Origin of the sequence: Rhodopirellula sp. P2 (assembly GCF_028768465.1) — a bacterium.
GTDB lineage: Bacteria > Planctomycetota > Planctomycetia > Pirellulales > Pirellulaceae > Rhodopirellula.
The window spans coordinates 1,731,633-1,753,078 of the sequence record NZ_CP118225.1 but is presented as its reverse complement, the minus strand read 5'-3'; the positions used below and the strand labels follow the sequence as shown (position 1 = coordinate 1,753,078).

At 58.7% G+C, this 21,446-nt stretch carries 18 protein-coding genes; 7 read left to right on the top strand and 11 right to left on the bottom strand.

All coding sequences use genetic code 11. From position 1 onward, the window contains the following. On the bottom strand, positions 1-996 hold the full coding sequence (locus tag PSR62_RS06060) for an alkaline phosphatase family protein (protein WP_274406916.1): 996 nt from the start codon (positions 994-996) through the stop codon (positions 1-3). 61 nt (positions 997-1,057) lie between these two features. Between PSR62_RS06060 and PSR62_RS06055 the strand changes: the two genes are divergently transcribed. Continuing rightward, positions 1,058-1,342 carry an acylphosphatase gene (locus tag PSR62_RS06055; RefSeq protein WP_274406915.1) on the top strand — a complete coding sequence of 95 codons (285 nt, stop codon included), beginning with the start codon at positions 1,058-1,060 and terminating at the stop codon, positions 1,340-1,342. 263 nt (positions 1,343-1,605) lie between these two features. Here the strand turns inward: PSR62_RS06055 and gyrA are convergent, their stop codons facing one another. Further along, positions 1,606-4,590, bottom strand: a complete 2,985-nt coding sequence (gene gyrA, locus PSR62_RS06050) for a DNA gyrase subunit A (protein ID WP_274406914.1) — start codon at positions 4,588-4,590, stop codon at positions 1,606-1,608. A 198-nt stretch (positions 4,591-4,788) separates the two neighbouring features. Here gyrA and PSR62_RS06045 point away from each other — a divergent pair, with 198 nt between their 5' ends. Further along, on the top strand, positions 4,789-6,627 hold the full coding sequence (locus tag PSR62_RS06045; protein WP_274406913.1) for an AAA family ATPase: 1,839 nt from the start codon (positions 4,789-4,791) through the stop codon (positions 6,625-6,627). A 406-nt stretch (positions 6,628-7,033) separates the two neighbouring features. Here PSR62_RS06045 and PSR62_RS06040 read toward each other — a convergent pair whose 3' ends face one another. The 9 genes from PSR62_RS06040 to PSR62_RS06000 all read right to left on the bottom strand — a co-directional run bounded on the left by PSR62_RS06040 (position 7,034) and on the right by PSR62_RS06000 (position 16,186). After that, complete coding sequence (locus tag PSR62_RS06040; protein ID WP_274406912.1) at positions 7,034-7,816, bottom strand: hypothetical protein; 783 nt, start codon at positions 7,814-7,816, stop codon at positions 7,034-7,036. A gap of 263 nt (positions 7,817-8,079) precedes the next feature. After that, entirely contained in the window at positions 8,080-8,742 is a 663-nt protein-coding gene (locus tag PSR62_RS06035; protein ID WP_274406911.1) for a class I SAM-dependent methyltransferase, read from the bottom strand. Between the two features lie 8 nt (positions 8,743-8,750). Beyond that, the gene (locus tag PSR62_RS06030) at positions 8,751-9,701 is read right to left on the bottom strand and encodes a hypothetical protein (protein WP_274406910.1); all 951 of its coding nucleotides are present in this window, start codon (positions 9,699-9,701) and stop codon (positions 8,751-8,753) included. Next, the gene (locus tag PSR62_RS06025; RefSeq protein ID WP_274406909.1) at positions 9,688-10,551 is read right to left on the bottom strand and encodes a fumarylacetoacetate hydrolase family protein; all 864 of its coding nucleotides are present in this window, start codon (positions 10,549-10,551) and stop codon (positions 9,688-9,690) included. The genes PSR62_RS06030 and PSR62_RS06025 overlap by 14 nt, the downstream gene beginning before the upstream one ends. An 83-nt stretch (positions 10,552-10,634) precedes the next feature. After that, positions 10,635-11,741: a type III polyketide synthase gene (locus PSR62_RS06020; protein WP_274406908.1), complete on the bottom strand. Its 1,107-nt coding sequence runs from the start codon at positions 11,739-11,741 to the stop codon at positions 10,635-10,637. Continuing rightward, positions 11,738-13,042, bottom strand: a complete 1,305-nt coding sequence (locus tag PSR62_RS06015) for an NAD(P)/FAD-dependent oxidoreductase (protein WP_274406907.1) — start codon at positions 13,040-13,042, stop codon at positions 11,738-11,740. The genes PSR62_RS06020 and PSR62_RS06015 overlap by 4 nt, the downstream gene beginning before the upstream one ends. Before the next feature lie 23 nt (positions 13,043-13,065). Continuing rightward, positions 13,066-13,821 carry a methyltransferase domain-containing protein gene (locus tag PSR62_RS06010; protein WP_274406906.1) on the bottom strand — a complete coding sequence of 252 codons (756 nt, stop codon included), beginning with the start codon at positions 13,819-13,821 and terminating at the stop codon, positions 13,066-13,068. Then, positions 13,818-14,816, bottom strand: coding sequence for a 2-hydroxyacid dehydrogenase (locus PSR62_RS06005; protein ID WP_274406905.1), 999 nt, complete (start codon positions 14,814-14,816; stop codon positions 13,818-13,820). The genes PSR62_RS06010 and PSR62_RS06005 overlap by 4 nt, the downstream gene beginning before the upstream one ends. Further along, positions 14,813-16,186, bottom strand: a complete 1,374-nt coding sequence (locus PSR62_RS06000) for a prolipoprotein diacylglyceryl transferase (RefSeq protein ID WP_274406904.1) — start codon at positions 16,184-16,186, stop codon at positions 14,813-14,815. Before PSR62_RS06000 ends, PSR62_RS06005 begins: the two co-directional genes overlap by 4 nt. 353 nt (positions 16,187-16,539) lie before the next feature. Here PSR62_RS06000 and PSR62_RS05995 point away from each other — a divergent pair, with 353 nt between their 5' ends. The 5 genes from PSR62_RS05995 to PSR62_RS05975 all read left to right on the top strand — a co-directional run bounded on the left by PSR62_RS05995 (position 16,540) and on the right by PSR62_RS05975 (position 21,406). Continuing rightward, positions 16,540-16,743 carry a hypothetical protein gene (locus tag PSR62_RS05995; RefSeq protein ID WP_047815705.1) on the top strand — a complete coding sequence of 68 codons (204 nt, stop codon included), beginning with the start codon at positions 16,540-16,542 and terminating at the stop codon, positions 16,741-16,743. A gap of 249 nt (positions 16,744-16,992) precedes the next feature. Next, on the top strand, positions 16,993-18,330 hold the full coding sequence (locus PSR62_RS05990; protein WP_274406903.1) for a hypothetical protein: 1,338 nt from the start codon (positions 16,993-16,995) through the stop codon (positions 18,328-18,330). 38 nt (positions 18,331-18,368) lie between these two features. After that, a complete protein-coding gene (locus PSR62_RS05985; protein ID WP_274406902.1) occupies positions 18,369-19,499 on the top strand; it encodes an Mrp/NBP35 family ATP-binding protein in 1,131 nt (376 codons plus the stop codon). A gap of 54 nt (positions 19,500-19,553) precedes the next feature. After that, the gene (locus PSR62_RS05980) at positions 19,554-20,309 is read left to right on the top strand and encodes an SDR family NAD(P)-dependent oxidoreductase (protein WP_274406901.1); all 756 of its coding nucleotides are present in this window, start codon (positions 19,554-19,556) and stop codon (positions 20,307-20,309) included. Positions 20,310-20,656: 347 nt separating this feature from the next. Further along, positions 20,657-21,406 (top strand): MIP/aquaporin family protein, encoded by a 750-nt coding sequence (locus PSR62_RS05975; RefSeq protein ID WP_274406900.1) that lies wholly within the window; start codon positions 20,657-20,659, stop codon positions 21,404-21,406. Positions 21,407-21,446 lie beyond the last annotated feature (40 nt).

Below are 21,446 nucleotides of genomic sequence, written 5' to 3'. Positions count from 1 at the left end.
TCACGGTTTGGAATCGGCTTCGGATGCCGTGGATGCTGGCTCCAGCCAGCCATCCACGCTTCCGGCGAGTTGCCATTCTGGTTGGATGGGAATCTGCAGGTGAGTCAACGCGAGAGCGACCAAATCCACTGTCGCGGGGAGTGCTGATCCAACAGGTCGCTCAACCTCGGCACCCTTCTTGGCAGAAGCTCCACTGACGATCATCGGCACCGTGTAGACATTCGGATTTTCGCGTCCGCCTCCATGCCCGGTTCCTTCGCCTCCATGGTCCGTGCTCACCAGAATCAACCAGTCCTCAGCGGCGTAAGTTTCTCGTTGCTTGACTGCTTCAAGCAGTTCACCCACCATCCGGTCAACGTTCTCAATGGCGGCCATGTAAGGCGGGACACTGGGATGAAAACCATAGGAGTGACCGGTTTCGTCCGTCGAGCCAAAGTAAATGAACGTCCAATCGGCGTCATCGTTTTGCAAGACGGGGATCGCCGACCAAGCCAGTGACTGGTCCGCTGCTGTCCAGACAGTTGAAGCGGTGGCATTCTTGCCAGGTGTGACAACGACATCGATGTCGGCATCCGTTGTCACGTGCGACCTCAATGGTGTCCAGCAAAGATACGACGCGGTTCTCAAGTTGGGTTTGACTTGCTTTGCCAAGGCAAAACCATGCGGTGCGGCCTGGGCGTCGCGGCCCTTGAAAGAATTGTCGAGGACACCGTGGCGATCCGCCCAAACGCCGGTTAGAAACGTGGTCCACCCCGGCCCGCTGACGGTGTCACTGTCCGTGACATCGTCCGAGGTCACTCGCGTTTCGAGACACAGAGTGCCGTTTTCAGCCAGCGAATCCAAGTGAGGCGTCTTGGCCGCGACGAACGCGTCACGACGCAAACCATCGATGCCGATGGTCAACACCTTGGGTTCGCCAGCACTCAAGGCCCCCGCAAGCAACCAAGCCGAACCTACCCAAGCAACGCCAACCGAACTCAAACGCAACCAATTCATAAACCAACCGTGTGGGGTGATCTGCATTGTCGAAACTGAAAGTCGCCGTCACCATAATCCAATGAAAGCTACCAAACAAATGCGGAAGGTCGTTCGCTATCGAGGCGATGTGCAGGGAATTGGATTCCGAGCCAACGCCATTCATCAAGGACGTGGCCTCAACGTGACGGGCTTCGTTCGCAACGAACCCGACGGAGATGTCCTTCTGGACGTGCAAGGGCCGGAAAAAGACCTGCGTGAACTGCTTCGCCGGATTGGCGACTCGATGGAAAGAAAGATCAACGAGACGTCGATCGCTGACCGCGACCCGCTGCCGGATCGCGAAAAATTCTCGATTCGTTATTGAGAAAGAAACATCCAACGCCGTCGCTGAAGGCGTCGCAAGCCGTTCGGGCTGCTTCCCAGGACCGGAGGCCGAGCCTTGCCCTGGCAATGGCTGTTCCCTGCCAGTGATTCTGCACTGGCAAACACCCCACAGGCGAAGCCACCTGGATGAGTCGCCGCTGCTTTGTTTCAAAGCAGCGGCGTGATTGCAGGTGATTCCTGGCCCAGCCCGAAGAGCAACTCAACCCGTTGCTTTTGAACAAGGCACGCGGACCAAACCCAGGATCATTCCGGAGCGGCATCCGTTTCAGGACCGGCATCCGCTTCTGTCGTGCCCTCGGCTTCCGTCGTGCCCTCGGTTTCTGCCGCGACTTCGACGGAGGCTTCGGCGTCAGTGGTGGCTTCCGCTTCGGAATCTTCGCCTTCGTTCTCTTCAGCCGGCACACGAACGACGGCGATCAATTCATCGCCGTCATCGACGTTCATGATGCGAACACCCTGTGTGTTGCGTCCGATCACGTTGATATCGCCCGCACTGATTCGTTGCAGCTTGCCTTTGGCGGTCATCAAGAACAACTCGTCATCGTCGTTGACACGAGCGATTCCGATCACCTTGCCGTTTCGTTCACTGGTCTTGATATCGCGCAGACCTTTGCCGCCACGTTTCTGGGTGCGATAGCGAGCCGAACCACTGGACGATGCATTTTCGTCGTCACTGCTTTCGCTGGAATCGCTGGATTCGCTGGATTCGCTGCTGTCATCCGAGTCGCTTTCGGAAATGTCGGCCACATTGGGACCAAACGGCGTTCGTTTGCCGTAACCGTTCTTGCAAACGGTCAACAGGGTCGCTTCGGGATCGGTCACCACCATTCCCACCACGGCGTCGTCACCGACCAAAGAGATCCCCTTCACGCCAGACGTGTTTCGTCCCATCGGACGCGAATCCGATTCACGGAAACGGATCGCCATGCCGTCGGACGTGACCAGAATGACTTCATCGCCAGGTCCAACCACCGCAGCATCCACCAATTCATCGCCTTCGCGAAGTTTGATGGCGATGATGCCGCCTCGTTTTGGTCGACTGTATTGTTCGAGCGGAGTCTTCTTCACCAAGCCGCTCTTGGTCGTCATCACGATCGTGTGACCGGGCTGATTGAAATCGCGAACGGCCAAGCACTCGGCAATCTGCTCGCCCTCTTCCATCTGCAACAGGTTCACGATCGCACGGCCCTTGGCATCGCGAGCAAGCTGCGGGATGTCATAGACCTTTTGCCAACGAACTTTCCCCGCCGTGGTGAAGAACAACAGATAAGCGTGCGTGCTGGCAACGAACAAGTGTTCAATTGGATCTTCGGTGTCGCTCTTGGCACCCTTCATGCCTTTGCCGCCACGACGCTGCGTGTTGTAAACGCTGGTCGGGGTGCGTTTGATGTAACCACGGTGACTGATGGAAACAACCATCGTCTCTTCCGTGATCAAATCTTCCAGGTCGATGTTGCCCAGCTCTTCGTTGCTGATCTCGGTTCGACGCTTGTTGCCAAAGCGACGCTTCATCTCCTCAAGGTCATCCTTGATGATGCCATTGATCCGGGTGGGGCTAGCCAGGATCTCGATGTAGTCGATGATTTCCTTCAGCAGTTCCGCGTGTTCGCCCGAGAGCTTCTCCTGTTCCAAGTTGACCAATTGGCCCAAACGCATGCGAAGAATTTCGTCGGTCTGGACACTGGTCAGCGTGTACGCATCGGCTTCGCCGCGTTCCAACTGGAACTGTTTGAACCCGACATCACCAAGCGCCCGCTGCATCATCGATGCGGGGCACTGGATGCCCATCAAGCGTTCTTTCGCTTCAGGCTGAGTGCGGCTGGTGCGGATCGTTTGAATGATCTCGTCAATGTTGGCGAGTGCCAGCAACAAACCTTCCACGGTGTGTTTGCGACGCCGGGCACGAGCAAGCAAAAACTGTGTGCGGCGACGAATGACCGTGACACGGTGACGCAGGAACTCTGCCAGCATCTCCTTCAACGTCAGCTCGCGAGGCTTGCCGTCGACGAGAGCCAAGAAGATCAGCGAGAACGTGTCCTGCAACGGCGAGAACTGATACAGCTGGTTCAAGATCACATCGGGATCTTCCCCACGCTTCAGTTCGACCACCAAGCGAACAGGTTCCTTCAAATCGCTTTCATCGCGAATTCCAGAGATCCCTTTGATCCGGTCTCCGTTCACGAGCGCCGCGATCTTTTCAATGATCCGGTCGCGATATTGCTGGTAAGGAATCTCGGTGATGACGATGCGACTCCGGTTGCCCTTCATCTCTTCGATTTGGCAACGGGCACGCACCACCATCGTGCTTCGTCCGGTCTTGTAACCGCGACGCACGCCGGCGCGGCCGCAGATGATCCCGCCAGTCGGGAAGTCAGGACCGGGAATGATCTCACACAACTCATCGATCGAAGTGTCCGGTTCTTCGATCAACTTGATCAAGGCATCGCAAACTTCCGTCGGGTTGTGAGGTGGGATGCTGGTTGCCATCCCGACCGCGATCCCGCCTGAGCCGTTGATCAACAAGTTGGGGAACTTGCTGGGCAAGACCGTTGGTTCGGTCCTCGCTTCATCGTAGGTCGGGATGTAGTCGACGGTGTCGAGTTTCAGGTCTTCCAACATCGCGGCTGCGACGGCGCCCATGCGAGCTTCTGTGTATCGCATGGCAGCGGGTGGCAATCCCGCGACGCTCCCGAAGTTCCCCTGCTTGTCGATCAACAAGCAGCGCATGTTCCACTCTTGAGCCATCCGAACGAGCGTCGGGTAGATCACACTTTCACCGTGCGGGTGATAGTTCCCCGAGGTGTCACCCGAGATTTTGGCGCATTTGACCCGCTTGCTGCCGGGGCCGAGATTCAAGTCGTTCATGGCGACCAAAATCCGACGCTGAGACGGTTTCAATCCGTCACGCACATCGGGCAAGGCTCGACTGACGATCACGCTCATCGCGTACGTCAGATAGCTCTCGCGAAGTTCGTCTTGAATGGGCAGATTGACCATCCGAAGCGCACCGTGCCCCCCGTGAGGGTCTGGAAGGTCGGAACCATCGCTCGGCGGTGGTGCGGCACCACCGGGAGGACCTCCAATACGGGGTGGATCGACCATCCCGCCACCAGAGGATGAGTCGGTGGTGTCAGCCCCGCTTTCCTGGCCGCCATTGTCCTCTGCGGATCCATTCACTTCGCCCGCGTTTTCGTCGCCTGGTTCCTGATTTTCGCCGTCTTCAGCCAAGGGATTTGCTCGTTTATCGCGGGGGGAACGGGCGGGTGCCGATCGATGATCTGCAGGCCCAAAGTTGGAATGCCTATTTTACCTCGTTCAATCGTTTTTCACAACGCCGTGGGGCTTTCTGAACATTGACGCAAGCCATTGTTTTCCAAATACTTACGACGGTCTTTTTGATGCCCTTGTCACCCTCGGATTCCAGCCATGAGTTCCCCCAGCGACGACGCGATCCTGCAATCCATTCGGCTGTATCGCGAAGCCCTTCAGCAAACGCTGAATCTGTTCGTCGAATCGGGTGAAATCGCTGAGGGCAGCTACGGTTGGCTGGCAGGCGCCGACAAGGCCGCATCAGCCAATAACCGCAACCTGCCCCAGCAGATGGCCGACCTGCACGAAGGTTTCGTGATGAAGGTGTTTGCCACCATGGTGCCCGCCAGCAGCGCTCGCAACCTGGAACAGCGGCAACTCGGCCGCATCCTCCTGGAACACGTGTGGGGCGAAACCGTCCAAGGCAGCAAACTGCACGAAGCGATCGACTGGCTGATCACCACCGCCGAAGGGTTTTCCTGGTACGAAGTCACCCGGCCATTCCTGGAACTCCCCTCGCTTCGCGATCGCTGGGGCGAAGTCATCACCGCCGCAACCCGGATGGCGAACCTGATCGCGATGGTCGACGGGGACGACAGCAGCGCTGAACGCACGCGATTGCAGTCCCTGCTCGATGGGCTGGAAAACGCCAAGCACGTCGCCAAGTCACCCACCAGCGTCACCGCCTCGTCGGAGATGCCTGAGTCCCCCACGCTGGATCATCAAGCCGACCTGGACAACGCCCGCGAAGCCATCTCCTGGTTGCGTTCCGAAGCCAAACGACTGCATGAAGGCACCGGCCACGACGCCGCGAACAAACCCCAGCCAACCCGCGCCGGTGGTGGCCCCCCCGCCTCCGTCGACCAACCCCAAACGGCCCTCCAAGAACCGGTTGAAGTCGACGAACGAACCGCCGAAGAACGCCTGGCCGACGCACGAGCCAAACTGGATCGCTTGATCGGACTGGATGCCATCAAGAATCAAATCCAAACGCTGGCGAACTTCCTGGCGATGGAACGCCACCGCGCCAAAGCCGGCTTGCCCACGACCAAACCCAGCCTGCACATGGCCTTCGTTGGCAACCCCGGCACCGGCAAGACCACCGTCGCTCGGATCATCGCAGAAATCTACGGCGGACTGGGTGTGCTGGAAAAGGGCCACTTGGTGGAAACCGATCGCAGTGGATTGGTCGCCGAATACGCTGGCCAAACGGGCCCCAAGACCAACGCGAAAATCGACGAAGCACTCGATGGCGTGCTGTTCATCGATGAAGCCTACACGCTGATCGATGAAAGCGGCCAAGACCAATACGGCCGCGAAGCCATCCAAACCCTGCTCAAACGCATGGAGGACCAACGCGACCGCTTGGTCGTGATTCTGGCGGGCTACCCCAAAGAGATGACCAAGATGATCCGCAGCAACCCGGGACTCAGCTCACGGGTCGGCACCACCATGCACTTCGACGACTACGACCCCGAGGCCCTGTGCCGGATCTTTGAACTGATCGCTGCCAAAGCCCAGTACGTGATCCCCACCCAGAGCCGACGTCGACTCCTGCGTGGCTTCACGCATCTGTACTTCAATCGCGATCGTCACTTCGGCAACGGCCGGACGTCTCGCAACTCGTTCGAACGCAGCGTCCGCCGCTTGGCAAACCGCATCGCAGGCTCCATCGAAATCACCCGAGAATTGCTGACGACGCTTCAGCCCTCCGACATCGAAATCCCAGACCTCACCGACGCTCAACTCGACGCCATGACCGAACCCAGCGGCATGATCCGAGTCACCTGCCCTCACTGCGACACGCCTCAAGTGATCGAAGACACCACGATGGGCACAACCACCAACTGCACCTCATGCAGCGAACCCATGGACGTCCAGTGGGGCAGCCCCGTGATCGACCTGAAATCTCCCGCCGAACCTCACCCCGAACAGGACAGCCAAACCGAAGCGTAACTTTTGAAGTTACGTTGTTGCAGTGGGTTTTGTTGGCCAACGGCCATCCTCATCGAATGCCAGGGGCATCGCCCTTGTCTTTACTTTTATCCCGGTAGGGATATCAGATGGTAGCCATCGGCAAGCGATAGCGCCACCGATGGACATGCCCTCCCACGCCGCCACTCACCATCCCGCCGTGGCCAATGGCCACGGCGGGATGGTGAGTTTTTTCGCGGCTCGTTTCCCTGGGGTACGCTGCTACGCAGCAACCCCAGGCTACCATCTGGCATCCCTACCGGGATGAAGAAGGACTGACGTCGGAACAAAACAGACGTCCCCAAGAAGCCGCCACGCCGAAACGGCTCTGTAAATCAACGGCCGCACCACGCGACTCGCGTCGCTCACAGCGGCATTTTGCGATCGATCAACCGCGAAGCGGACGATACAAGTCCAACTCTTCGCGCCCCATCAGCTGCGCATAGATCGCTGCAATTTGGCGTTGGCCTTCCCGCAACATCGCTTCCGCATCGCTGGTCTCTGCACCGGCGAGTTCAAACCAATACTCATCCGCGGCGGGCTTGGCGAAACCGCGTGCCTCCTCCGGCAACCCAGCCACAATCACACATTCGCATTGCTGCGATTCGGGCGCGTTGTCATCGGCACCGCCGAGATTCTGATACTGCAACCGGTAGTCCGGCGGGATGGAAACCTCGGACTCATCGTCGGCATCCGCTTCTTCATCGGGCTCGACCACAACGTCCACGGTTTCGACCGAAGTCACCATCACGTTTGGCCACACCCGACCTCGCAGCAAATCGGACCGAGTCACCGCGAGCAAACCGTCTTGGATCCACTCGCCAATCGTCACTGGCAGGGCGGCAGGAATCTCGTCGCCACGCTGCGCCGCGATCGCATTGAAAGCCAAAGGCGACAGACTTCGATCCGGCAACATCGGCGAGGCCAGGTCCCAGCATTCCGCCAGCTCACGCTCATCCAACCAATGCCGCCCGAACCAATCCCCACGAAAAGTGGGACCGATTCGCTGAGCCGATTCGTCGACGTCCGGACGGTCAGCCCAGGCGTCGGCGCCGCCCACCAAAGTCACATCGTACCCGAGGAAACGACCATACAGAGCCGCTTCAATCCCCAACTCCGTGGTCCCAATTACAACGATGGAACCAGGAGGATCGAGGGTGGAATCATTCATAAAAGTGTGCCGATTCTCGGCAAAAACAAAGCGTTTTGAAAGCGAAAAGGAACCCGATGCCGCCTACGGGCGGTCAAGTATCGTCGGGGCTGCGTCCCAAACTGACAAGTGCCATTCCCAACCGCGCTCGTGGTCGACCGCAGCTTGATGTTCGGATAGATCGCATCGAGACGTTGCGAAAGTCGTCAGACTTTCTGAAGATCACGGGACGGTCGAAACTCTTGACGAGTTTCGCTACCCGAAGATTCAGCTGCAACAGACCACTAGGACACCTGCCCATCCTGCCTTGGCAATCGGCGATACAGTCGAGCCTGCAGAAACCCATGATTGAGCACCTCTGTTCGGTGAACGCTCCACTCGCCGGCGTCAAAGAAAGGCTCCACCGCGACCAGAGACCGCGACATGAGCCCGGTCTGCCAGGCAAAGAAGCGATGCATCACACCGCTCCAAAATTTGGCCCGCAGACGCTGCCACCCCGAGGAAGGAAGCACGAAGTCGATGTAATAAAACCAACCTCCCTGTTCGACCAACGCCAACCACTTGGGCAGGTGACAACGCAACTCGGCTTCGGGAAAACAATCCAAGAAGAACGGCGTGATGAGGCAATCGAACGTCTCGCCGTTCGCACTCCAATCCGTCGCGTCCTGACAAACCAAACGAACACGATCGCTGGCCCCCCACTGAATCACCTGCTCGCGTTGAAGCCGCAGCATCTCCGAGCTTTGTTCGACGCTGGTGACGTGAGCATGGGGCTGCACTCGCAAGACCTCCGCCAACAAGCGTCCATCTCCATCGCCCAACATCAAAATCCGATGGACCGCTGGCAACTCCGCCAGCAAAGCCGTGCGAGCCCGTTGCAGGCTCTTGCGAAAAACGGGTTTTTCGAGCAGCCAATACCACCGCGCCAGGCGGTCATAACCTTGCACCGAATCGCTCAAAGAATTGCCCAGCAAATCACAGGCGAAACGATCAGCGACCAATCGGCCATTGGCACCCATCGATCAAACCAAGGTCGCCGCACATCGACAGATGACGACCAGCGGCTCCATTCACTGAGCCCCCTGCCCTTCCATCGCCAGCAACATGTTGTTGCCAGCAACGCGCTGGAACTGCCCAGCAAACAAACCACCGTCAGCCAAGGCAACCAACCGACGACTCCGCTGAATGCCGCCACCACCGCCACGCCCAACGCTGCCACCCACTCACGCTGTGAATTCCTAGAACGATCCGCATCGTAATTTTGGTCCGCCACCGACTCTCGCCGCGCGACTGCCCAGCAATTCGCCGTGAACAGCAGTGCCGACGCGGCACACGCCACCCCCAAAGAAACACTGGGGGCCTCCAACCAAGCGATCAAGCTGACTCCGGAGGCAAAGATCACACCGACCTGGACTTCCTTCGCGAAAACGTGCCGGACGGTGGAGCGTCCTGGCCAGAAGTGAACGCCAGCCCCATACACCAACACCGATGTTGCAACCAACAGTCCCACCCGGATCACAACGGCGTCCATCCAGGCCACGACCACCACACAGGCAGCCAACAGAACCGCCACCCAGGTCAGCATCCAAACCCTCGCGTGCTGGTGATGCATTCGGTGGCGGACCAGATGCGGTTGCGACAGATCCAATCGAGACCCATCCAACAACCGATCGGCGACGTAGATCAACCACACGACGGCGGCCAAGACGAACGATTCGTACCAGAGCGGCATTCGCCCACAGAATGCCAGGATGAAAACAAACTGCCATAGCAACGCGACCAAGACCGCATCGAGCGACAGCACGTTCAGCCAACAAGCCAACGGCAATCGCTCGGCAGGCGTCACCGTTCGCTGAAACGCCTCGATCGTTGCTGTCGGCAGTGGACTCGGTTCAGGACCCTGCACCTTGAACAATCCGATTGGACAACGTGCCCACACCACCGATCGTGATGTTCACAACGTCATCGGGAAGCAGCGTGAAATCGCTGGTGGGAACGATTCCGGTTCCGGTCATCAGGAACGCTCCGTCGGCCATCGTGTTGTCACGCCCCAGCCACTGAACCAAATCGTCAAATTTGCGAGCCATCTCAGCCGCCGACGTCGCCTGATCAAACACGATGTTCCCATCGCGGACGATCTTCAGGTCCACGGTGATGGCGTCGGCCGAGGGCAACTCATCCATCAACGTGATCCACGGACCCAGCCCCGCACACTGGTCGTAGCATTTGGCTTGCGGCAGGTACAACGGGTTCTCACCTTCGATGTCCCGCGAACTCATGTCGTTGCCAACCGTCAAGCCAACGATCTTCAACTTGGGACTGAGCACCAACGTGATCTCCGGTTCCGGCACATTCCACTTGGCATCGGTTCGAATGCGAAGCGGTTGCTGGTGGCCGCTGACGCGGGATGGCGTCGCCTTGAAAAAGATCTCCGGACGATCCGCGTTGTACACCCGGTCGTAGCACGACGCAGCGGCTTCGGACTCTTCCATCCGTGCCGTTTGACTGCGTTTGTAGGTCACCCCAGCGGCCCAAACTTCTTGCTGGTCGATGGGTGGCAACCACTGCGTTGAATCGTCGATCGCGAGAGGCTGATCACGGGCCAAGGACGCTGCTGCGGCCTGGGGGTTCTCCGCCGCTAAAATCGCCGCCAACGTGGGAAGCTCCGCCGTCGTTTGAAGCGGAATCAGGTTGCCGTTTTCGACCAAAGCAACGCGAGTTTGGCCAGCTGAATCAATGCATTTGGTGATATTCATGCCAACAGAATACCCTCGCCCACGCCCCGTCAGAAGACCTCCGGGGCAAAAGAGACGCCTGGCAGAGAAGCAGACGCGATCACTCAGCGAATGACGGCGACTTCAATTTCGAGGCCCGGACCAAATCCCAGCATCAACCAGGGACCAGGAACGTCTCGCTGCTGGAACTTCTGCAGAACAAACCCGAGTGTTGCTGACGACATGTTGCCGTGCTCCCGCAACACTTCCCGAGAAATATCCAGCGCGTCCGCTGGCAACTCCAACGCGGATTCGACCGACTGCAAAATCCGCACGCCGCCGGGGTGCACCGCCCAACCGCCAATCGAATCCAAATCCAATCCCGATTTCGCCAGCCATGGCACGATGAAATCACGCAGGTTCTTTTCAATGAATCCAGGCACACTGGATTCGAGTGTCATGATGAATCCGTTGTCGCCAATCCGCCACGTCATGGCATCGTGACTGTCACGAATCAGGCAGGATCCTACCGAGACGATTTCGCCCAGCGGGGATTCGACACTGCTTGATTCAGGACAATCATCCCCAGCAACAATCAACCCAGCGGAACCATCCGCGAACAACGATCCTGAAACGATCCGCTGAGCGTCGTAGCCATACTGATAGTGCAGGCTGCAAAGCTCAATGCAAACGATCAAGACCACCGCGTCGGCGTCGGCCGCGACCAATCCGCGTGCGGTACGAAGAGCGTTGACCAACCCATGGCAACCCATGAAGCCAACTTGGATTCGCTGGGTCGTGATCGGCAAGCCGAGCTTGTCAATCAACTGCACATCGATTCCCGGCGCGGTGAATCCGGTGCAAGTGACAGTGACCACGTGCGTGACGTCGTCAGGTGAGATGCCGCTGCCATCCAGAGCAGCTTGTCCCGCGCGGCACGCGAGCACGGGCGCTTCGGCCGCATACCGTTCATTGCGAGTGGCCATGGTGGGGCCACGATCACCACCGTCCACCAGAGGCGGGTAGAACGACTGCGTCAGCTCGCCAGCATCGCCTTTTTCGACCAACACGCTGCCGCGTGTGTCGACTCCGGTTCGGCGATACAGTTTGGCCAGTTTGAGAGCTTGTGTTTCGTCCTCGCACGACATGCTTTGTGCGCAGTGGGTCGAAAACGCGAGATCGGCTTGGTTGGTGGGATGAGCCGTCGCGATGGAAAGAATCTGGGCAGTCATGAAGAGACGTGAGTCCGAAGAGAAGTGTCCGCGAAGCTCGATGCGGTGCGGTGGATGGGGGACGTTGTGTCGAAACGTGGACCGTTTGCGAGACTACGAGTGAAAGGAACCGCCAACCAATCTGCACGTCGTAGACCGTGACATGCGAACCAGCGAACCGGACGGTATCGAACCATCCCGGTGACCCAGCGACACAATTGCCGACGGCGGGTTTGAAACTTCAATGCTCGAAGGTCCCAGTTTGCACCAAAATCGCCTCCACCGTTAGGCGTCATCTGCGGCATCCGATACAAAGCCCACAAATCAGCCACCGCCAAACCGCTCTCAATTCCCCAGGTCATTCCTTCGCCGGTGAGCGGTTCCACATACCCAGCCGCATCGCCAATCGCGACGATTCGCCCCCGTCCGCTCACCCGTTTTCGCCGCAGCGGCGGGGTTGTTTGCCAATCAGCGACCTCGCCAAACCAATGCGCCAGTTGTTGGGATTGCGATGAATTGAACCGTCCCGAGGCCAGCAACAGGGACAGCACCTGCGACTGAATGGCCTGCCGGCCCCCGCCCGTGTCGGCTGCCAATTTTCTTCTCGGATGAATCGCTGCGGCCAGATCCAAGGCCCCTCCAGGAAGCCGCACGATCCCGACGTAACCCTCTGCTCCACAATGCATTTGGATCTCGCCGAGGTCCAATTGCCAACCCATTTCCTGGGCGTCAAGTTCGCTCATATGAGCCGAAATACCCATCGGCCCATGGGGGGTTTCAACCCAAGGAAGATCCGCCGCGTCACGCTGCCGGAACCGGCCCGTCAGCCCCGCCGCCACGACAACCAAATCAAACGTCTCCGGCGAATCCGCCCCAGTCTCGATCTCAACCTGATCCTGCGACTGCCTGACAATGGTTGCCTCACAAGGCTGACGCACCTCGACGCCGGACTGAATGGCGAACTGAAGCAGATGCTGGTCCAACTCCGCCCGCGAAATCGCCATGCCTTCCCGGAACGCAAGGCGGACCCCCGGAACAGGCCGTCGTGCAGCACTCACCTCTGCCGCGGAAGCCGCTTTCGAGGAAGACGTTTGAAAAAAACCTCGGAAGAACTTCGTCGGAACGCCGCATTTTCGAACCGATTGCCCCACGCCAATCGCATCCAAAGCCGCCAATCCCGCCGCCCCCAAGCAACACCCGCAAACCTTTTCGCGTGGGAACACCGATTTTTCGAACAACGTGACTCGGGCACCTCGCTGAGCAAACCGAATGGCTGCAGCAGATCCCGCCACGCCCGCACCAATGATCGCGACCTTTCCCAAGTCCCGAGTTTCGTCGTCCCCGGTCACGGAATGGCACCGGACAGAATCGGTGACGATCTCCCCGCCAATTCAGCCACGCAAGCCTGATCAATCACTGCCAGGTACCGGCAAGGAAAAGAAATCCGAACCGGAATCTCGTACCCCATCGCTTGCCGCAGCAGCGCCGAAAACTCGGGACGACTGAACGCAGCACGAACACTGGCGGTTGCATCGTGGTGAACAACATCACTCCGCGAAACCAAACGAGACGCGGCGGCGACCAAGGCCAGATTGACTGACGAGCGATCCAAATCACAGATCAACACGGACCGTTCGCTCACACGCCACATTTCTTGGATCAACCGAACCGCTTGGTAGTTTTCCAAATGGTGCATGAACAACGAATTGGTCACGACATCAAACCCCGACGGCAATCCATCGGTCAAACAATCTCGCACGACCGTTCCCAACGTCACGCCGGCAGCCTTGGCCGATTCCAAGGCCACGTCCATGGCGTACTCGCTGCGATCCAGCGACGTGACTTCCATCCGAACGCCTTGACGCTTGGCTCGCTTCAACCAATCAATCGGCAAATCTGCGCTGCCACTGGCAACATCCAAGACCCGCAGAGGTCGCCGCGGCTGCTGTGCCGCCAAGCGGACCAAGCGTGGATAGAAAACCCTGGAGACCAAACTGATTCGGTTCAACCGAGCCAATCCAGCCAGAGCTTGTCGATGACGCCCAGGATCCAACCCCGGATCGTCCATCCATTCGTCACTGCGAACACGTGCGGAAGTCATGATGGTGTGGCAACCACCTGATTGACCAATTCTTCACCCCGACTGAATGCGTCGATGCTCTCAAGTGTGGTTCGAGCAATCGTTTCCAAAGCTTCCCGGGTGAAGAACGCTTGGTGAGAAGTGATCAAAACATTGGGGAACGTCATCAATCTTGATAGCACATCGTCTTGCATGACTTCCTGAGAAAGGTCCTCGAAAAACACACCGGATTCTTCTTCGTAAACGTCCAATGCAAACCCACCCAACTGTCCGGATTTGAGTCCTTCGATGGCTGCCGAGGTGTCCACCAAACCGCCACGCGAAGTGTTGACCAACATGGCGCCGCGTTTCATTTTGCCGAGTCGATCCACATTGATCAAATGGTGTGTCTCCGGCGTCAGCGGGCACTGCAACGAAACCAAATCGGACTCCGCCAACAGTCTCTCCAAATCCACATACTCGCCGAACTGCTTGGCTTCTTCGTTCGGGTATGGGTCATGCAACAACACCCGGCACCCAAACCCGTTCATGATCCGCGCCAAAACGCGACCGATCGAACCGGTTCCAATCACACCGAACGTTCGCCCGTGCAGATCGAATCCCAGGAACCCGTCAATGGAAAAGTTGTTCTCACGCACTCGGTTGTAAGCTTTGTGAATCTTTCGATTCAAAGTCAAAATCAGCCCCACCGTGTGCTCAGCAACCGCATAAGGCGAATAGCGAGGGACCCGCACAACTCGGATTCCAAATTTCGCCGCAGCCTCCAAATCCACATTGTTGATGCCAGCGCACCGCATCGCCAGCAAGCCAATTCCAAACTCGCTCAGCTTCTGAAGAACGGACGCATCAAGCGTGTCGTTGACGAACGCACAGACGGCATCACACCCCTTCACCAAGACCACGGTGGAAGCGTCCAAGCGGTGTTCCAAGAACACGATTTCATGATTGAAATTTTCCGCCGCCGCTGACAAGAATTTCTCGTCGTAGGGCTTGGTGCTGAAACAGGCGATTTTCATAAGTCGTTCTCGTTTTCCAGAGTGCCGTTCTCGCTTCCATCCACACCTCGCCAGCGAATGAACAAAGCGATCAAACTCGCCGCAATGACCACCAAGCTGACCCACTGAGAGATCGACAACGAGGTTCCAAACTGACCTTTTTCATCGACGCGAATCCATTCCAACACGATTCGCAACACGCCATAGGCGATGAAACCAACCAGCATCAGAACTCCCGGCCGACGCCCTCCCGACCAAGCTTGCTTCGTCGTGGCATCCGCCGGCCGCTGGGGGCCTCGGTGCAGGATTCGTTCCACGATCAGCAAAACCACAAACATGATGGCTGCAAAAACGGAACTGATAATTTGCGTGCCCCAAACGGGCTCCGCAATCGCTGGCAGGTCCTGGGGAGAAAATCTCGCCAGCACCTCGTCTCCCTGAAGCACAAACACTCCCGGCAGGGCTTCTTCCACCGGCCGATCCAGCGGCACCTCATCTCGGTAGGAACTGTCCAAGGCAATCATCAACGTTTGCCCCGCTTCGATCCCTGCTTGGCTGGCCAATGAATCCGGACGTACCGAATCCACGATCAATCGCGACTGACCGGGCGGGTCTTCTTCTGGGGATGAGATTGGTCGCCCTTGGATGCCCAACAACTCGCCCGACAGCAGTTGCTCCGCGTGAACCTGTGATCCAGCCGGGAACCGGACCGCCAACGGGCCAGCGTCACAGGCGCCACCGTAGCAGCACCCGTTCATCAGGCACCCCAACCGGCCAAACAACAATCCCACAAAGATGCAGGGAATGATCACATCGCCGATTCGCCAGATCGGTGTCCCGTGCCGTTTCAACGCGATCAACGACGCAATGAACCCACCGATGAAGCCGCCATAGACGACCAAACCGCCCTGATTCAGCGCCGCCATCGACAGCAACGTTTCCGTCCAGGTCGGCCGCAGGAAATCTTCGAAGTACTGGGTGACATAGAAAATCCGGGCTCCGAGCAAGCCACCGATGAAGGTCCAGGGGGCCAGCTGCAGGATCGAGTCTGCCCCCAATCCGGCACGCTCCGCCCGCCAGGCGGCCAAGCCCACTGACGCGATCGCCGCCAGCATCAGGAACATCCCGTACCCGCGGACCGCCACACCGACCGGCTCGCCCAGCGAGTTGACCAGCTCCGTTCGCGGAACCACGAAAACCAAGATCACCGCCGCCATCAGTGCGAAGCCAGCGATTTGGCGAATGGCGGCGACTGCCCCCACGCCACCGCGACGAGATTCCCAGCCCACAAAGGCCAACACGGCGATCACCAAAAACAACAACGCCCAACCCACCCCAAAAAGGGGCCAGCCCGCGAATTCATGTGGGATCAATAACAGCGTCCGACGCATGGTTGCCTGTCGAAAGAGGGTCTGTCCATCAAATGCGTGCGAAATCCGCACCCTGCTCGCCACCACCAAGTTCCGGTGACACATGCCTTTATCGTCGCATCGATCCGCTTGAAACGATAGGCGGATTGGGTCCCGACAACTGTTGCGAACGGTCCAACCCGACCGAACTTCGATGAGGAAATGGCGAAATCACGTGAACTTGGGTATTTTCTTTTCGTTGAACTATACTGACGCCCAAACCTAGAAGGCGAGTTTGTTATCCTTGCCTCGCGAGCTGTCTCGCTCGCCCGAACCGGGCCCCGTCCCGACTGAACTGCACCCTGATTCCCCGACATTGATTGAGGTTCCCGTCCATGCCCAAGGCTCTTTGTCTAATCAGCCTTGTGGCGTCCATCCTGCTGCTGGTGCTGTTCGGAGCCGATTTGCTGCTGGGGCTGGCTGGAATGAGCGACATGGCTCCCCTCGGATCGGCCAGCATGTTGATGAACTTTGGGTTCGTCATTTTCGCTGGATTGCTGGCTTTTCTCAGCTTCACCACCTATCGCGAACAGCGTTAGCGGACGTCCTCGCGGCAATTCTCGATCGCCGCATTTCTCTCGGTCACTCTTCTCGACCGCCCATTTTTCGGAACGCCCCTGCCCTGCCTCCGTGCCGCCGGCGATCCATCGGCGCGTCCCGGATGCCCACCATCCCCCGATGGGCACGGCCAATGCATTAAACTGCTGGGCCGTTTCATTGGCCCACCGACGTCCTGCCCTCCGTTTCCTGCCCAATCTCCCCTCCCTCCTTCCCCTGGAGTCCCCACGATGCGTCCGTCGTCCCCCCTGCACCGCCGTCAGTTTCTGGCCACCAACCTGGCCGCGGGTTCTGCTCTCTTGGCCCACACGTCCCCCTTGGCTGTTGCGAAAGAATCGGCGGGCGAAACGGGGCCCTTGGAAACACACGTGCCCACCCGCACGATCACCCACGGCCCCAAGTTCCACTGGTTCGGGTACTACGACAAACAAGAGTTCGATCCCACGGGCCGCTTCGTGCTGTCCAACGAAATCGACTTTGAAGGCCGCAGCCCCAACGCCGAGGATCGCATCGGTGTGGGTTACGTTGACACGGCCAAGGACGACCAATGGACCCCGCTGGGCAGCAGCCAAGCTTGGGGATGGCAACAAGGATGCATGCTGCAGTTCGTCGGCCAAGACGGCAAGCGAGTGCTTTGGAACGACCAAGATGGCGACCGGTTCGTGTGCCGTATCCATGACTTGGAATCAGGCAAGACCCGGACCATCGATCGCCCGATTTACACGATCAGCCAAGACGGTCGGACGGGTTTGTCGGCCGATTTCCGACGGATCAACAACCTCCGCCCGGGATACGGTTACTCCGGTTTACCCGATCCGCACGTCGATCAACGTGCCCCCGAGGAATCCGGCGTGTGGCGTGTCGACCTGCAAACCGGTCGCAGCGAATTGATCCTGTCCTTGGCGCAAGTCGCTCAACTGCCGTGGCCCGACGGAGACAAACACGCCGACGCCTGGCACTACTTCAACCACCTTCTGATCAACCCATCGGGCACCCGTTTCATTGTGCTGCATCGATATCGCCCTGAGTTTGATCCGGCGACGCTGCAATACAAAGGCGGATTCGTGACTCGCATGCTGACCGCCAACATGGATGGGTCCGACCTGCATGTCCTGGATCCTTCGGGCTACACCTCGCACTTCATCTGGAAAGACGATGACGCCGTGACGATGTGGACTCGCCCCGCCGGGCAACCCAACGGCTTCTATGTTTTTGACGACCAGACCGACATCGTTCGCCCGGTGGGGGCTGACAAAATGCCGAGCAATGGGCACAACACCTACTTGGCTGGCGACCACGGTGACTGGATCCTCAACGACACTTATCCCGACCGGTCCCGACGCCAAACGGTCTATCTGTACCACGTTCCCAGCAACCGCCGATTTGACCTGGGCCATTTCCCGTCGCCCAAACGCTACACCGGTGAATGGCGGTGTGACACGCACCCAAGATGCAGCCCCGATGGTCGCACCGTTGCCATCGACAGCCCGCACGCGGTTGACCAGAACGAAGGCGGACGCCAAGTTCACTTGCTGGACATCGGCGAATTGCTGGATGCCAACTCGTGACACCGCTTCCTTGGTCTTGATCGCCCCTGGTTTTTGAAATGACGACTCCCGTCGAACCCGACGCCCTGATCGCCTCCCTTCGCGAACGAATCGGCCAACACCCGGATCCCGAAACCGGCCGGCCGATCCAAAGCACCGGGCAATTGGGGGAAATCACCCTGGACGGCGACACGATCAAGCTGTCCGTCGGGATCACGTCCCACTGCCAACCGATCGCCGACGAAATCGCGGACACGATTCGCGATCTGGCCCTGACCGTTGCGCCGGGCAAGACCATCGAGGTGCAAACGCCTGTGCATGCTCGCCCGCCGGCTCGCTTGGGCCAGGTTGGCTTGAAAGCCAAAAGCGTGATCCTGGTTGGCAGCGGCAAGGGCGGCGTCGGCAAGAGCACCGTGGCAACTTCACTTGCCCTGACGCTTCGCCGCTTGGGGGCAACGGTTGGCCTGATGGACGCCGACGTGTACGGCCCCAGCGTCCCGCACCTGCTGGGATTGTCAGGACGACCGGCGATCTCGGAGGACAAAAAGATCGAACCGATTCGCCTCGGTCCCAACGGCGAATCAGGAGTCCCACCTGAAACAGTTGGCGCGATGCCAGTGATGTCGATGGGATTCTTGCTGGAACCCGATCAAGCCGTGATCTGGCGTGGCCCGATGCTGCACGGTTCGATCCAACAATTCCTTCGAGACACGTCCTGGGGCGAACTGGATTACTTGATCATCGACATGCCACCGGGCACCGGCGACATCGCGTTGACGCTCTCCCAAGCGATTCCGATCACCGGAGCGGTTGTGGTTTGCACGCCGCAAGAAGTCGCTTTGCTGGACGCGGTCAAAGCCATCAGCATGTTCCGCAAAGTCAACATTCCGATCGCGGGCATGGTCGAAAACATGAGCGGTTTCACTTGCCCCGATTGCGGCAAGACCTACGACATCTTCGGCCGCGGCGGGGCACGCGACAAAGCCGAACAACTCAGTGTTCCCTACTTGGGCGGATTGCCAATCGACATCACGCTTCGCGAAGCGGGTGACGCAGGCAAATTGGCGGAGGTCATCGCCAACGATCACCGTGCCCGCGCCCCGTTTGATCAAGTCGCTCGATCCTTGGTTCGCAACCTGGCTGCGAAAGCCGCTTCGGCGCCGCCCAAGGCCACGCTCCCAACACTCTGAGTTCAGCAAGTCGCTTGACTTTGTTTGCCTTCTTCCAATCCCACCGAGCCTTCGATGCCTTCCCAATCACGCCCCGTCGCTCTGGTCACCGGCGCCGCCACCGGTGTCGGTCGAGCCTGTGCGATCGGACTGGCCCGACAGGGCCACGACGTCGTGATCAATTACTCCCGCAGTGAAACCGAAGCCAAGCAAACCGCTGCCGACGTGGAAGCCCTTGGCGCGAAACCCATGTTGGTTCGCTGCGACGTTTCGGTCGACGCAGACGTCCGTGTGATGATCGATCAAATTCGCGAAACATTTGGTCGCCTGGATTGCCTGATCAACAACGCGGCCACGACCGAGTTCATTGAGCATGCCCAATTGGAAACGCTCACCGAACCGATGTGGGACCGCATTCTCGGCGTGAATTTGAAAGGGCCTTTCTTTGTCACGCGTGCCGCCGCAGACCTGCTTTGCGAAGGCGACGGTGGCTCCGTCGTCAACGTCAGCTCGGTCGCGGGAATCACCGGTTCGGGCTCCTCGATCGCTTACTGCGCCAGCAAGGGTGGCTTGAACACGCTCACAAAATCGCTGGCACGAGCCCTGGCCCCCAAAATTCGCGTCAACGCCGTTTGTCCCGGTCCAATCGATAGCCGCTGGATTCGGCAAGGCAATCCCGACTGGGACCTCGAGGCAATGGTCGCGGACTACCCGCTGCCCAAGGCTTCTCAGCCAGAAGACATCGCTGACGCAGTGCTGTTCTTTGCGACGGGAACCAGCATGACGACCGGCCAATTGCTGCCTGTCGACGGCGGCCAAACACTCGGCTGAAACTCATTCGCCCAAGCCCAAGATGCTCTGCCGTTCCCTGAACCGATCGACGCGGAGCCTCTGAAGTGGGCTACGATGATGCCCCCGCGATTCCTGCCCCATGGTCGGAGGTGGCTGGGTTGGTCCGTCACACGATGGTTTGAACGTTCAAGAACGTTCTGGCCAGCGGACGCGATGTTTGTTTTTGAGTTCGGCCGCCACTCGTGAAATCGCTCCCACCGTGGCACGCTTGATGACCGTTCATTGAATGGCCGTTATCTGGGAGCAGAACACGGATTGGGTTGGCGACCACCTCCGTGCATTCCAGCATCTCGCCAGACAGTATCAAATCGTAGAAAGGTGGATCCATGCATCCGTATGTGGCAGAGTTTATCGGGACAATGTTCCTGGTCTTGTTTGGAAATGGAGTGGTCGCGAACGTCGTTCTCCCCAAAACAAAAGGGAATGACGGGGGCTGGATCGTGATCGCTGCAGGTTGGGGGATCGCTGTCTTCATCGGAGCATTCTGTGCCAATGAATTCAGTGGGGCGCATCTGAATCCCGCCGTCACACTCGCAATGTACTTGGCTGACGAAGGGTTCAGCCTGGTCGACAGCGGCGGCTACATCGGCGCCCAGATGCTGGGCGGAATGGCCGGAGCGTTGCTGGTGTATGTGTTCTACCGCGAACATTTTCGTCAGGCCTCCGACGATCCGGATGGGATGCTGGCCTGCTTCAGTACGGCTCCCAACATTCGCAATCTCCCCCAAGCATTTGTCTGCGAAACGATTGGAACGTTCGCACTGATCCTGCCCATTTTCTTGTTGGTGGATCCGGGCTTCAGTGCCGGGGTAGAACCGGCCGAGAACGCTCCCGTGCTAGGCCTGGGATCGATCGGGTTGTTGCCTGTTGGCTTGCTCGTGTTTGGCATTGGACTGTCACTGGGAGGACCAACCGGTTACGCGATCAATCCAGCCAGGGACCTTGGCCCACGATTGATCCACGCGTTGCTTCCCATCAATGGAAAGCAGGGCAGCGATTGGCAGTACGCCTGGGTTCCCGTGCTGGGGCCCCTCACCGGTGCCGCTTTGGCCGTCCTGGTCAACTCGTTTTTATAGGCTCAAAACGGGCCCGACAGAGTCATTTCGGCTCACTCGT

Bases quoted from the DNA above. Each gene is read 5' to 3' on its own strand.
- PSR62_RS06010 (WP_274406906.1), bottom strand. From the start codon at position 13,821: ATGACTTCCGCACGTGTTCGCAGTGACGAATGGATGGACGATCCGGGG.
- PSR62_RS06045 (WP_274406913.1), top strand. From the start codon at position 4,789: ATGAGTTCCCCCAGCGACGACGCGATCCTGCAATCCATTCGGCTGTAT.
- PSR62_RS05990 (WP_274406903.1), top strand. From the start codon at position 16,993: ATGCGTCCGTCGTCCCCCCTGCACCGCCGTCAGTTTCTGGCCACCAAC.
- PSR62_RS06020 (WP_274406908.1), bottom strand. From the start codon at position 11,741: ATGACTGCCCAGATTCTTTCCATCGCGACGGCTCATCCCACCAACCAA.
- PSR62_RS06005 (WP_274406905.1), bottom strand. From the start codon at position 14,816: ATGAAAATCGCCTGTTTCAGCACCAAGCCCTACGACGAGAAATTCTTG.
- PSR62_RS06025 (WP_274406909.1), bottom strand. From the start codon at position 10,551: ATGAATATCACCAAATGCATTGATTCAGCTGGCCAAACTCGCGTTGCT.
- PSR62_RS05985 (WP_274406902.1), top strand. From the start codon at position 18,369: ATGACGACTCCCGTCGAACCCGACGCCCTGATCGCCTCCCTTCGCGAA.
- PSR62_RS06040 (WP_274406912.1), bottom strand. From the start codon at position 7,816: ATGAATGATTCCACCCTCGATCCTCCTGGTTCCATCGTTGTAATTGGG.
- PSR62_RS05995 (WP_047815705.1), top strand. From the start codon at position 16,540: ATGCCCAAGGCTCTTTGTCTAATCAGCCTTGTGGCGTCCATCCTGCTG.
- PSR62_RS05980 (WP_274406901.1), top strand. From the start codon at position 19,554: ATGCCTTCCCAATCACGCCCCGTCGCTCTGGTCACCGGCGCCGCCACC.
- PSR62_RS06055 (WP_274406915.1), top strand. From the start codon at position 1,058: ATGAAAGCTACCAAACAAATGCGGAAGGTCGTTCGCTATCGAGGCGAT.
- PSR62_RS06000 (WP_274406904.1), bottom strand. From the start codon at position 16,186: ATGCGTCGGACGCTGTTATTGATCCCACATGAATTCGCGGGCTGGCCC.
- PSR62_RS06060 (WP_274406916.1), bottom strand. From the start codon at position 996: ATGAATTGGTTGCGTTTGAGTTCGGTTGGCGTTGCTTGGGTAGGTTCG.
- PSR62_RS05975 (WP_274406900.1), top strand. From the start codon at position 20,657: ATGCATCCGTATGTGGCAGAGTTTATCGGGACAATGTTCCTGGTCTTG.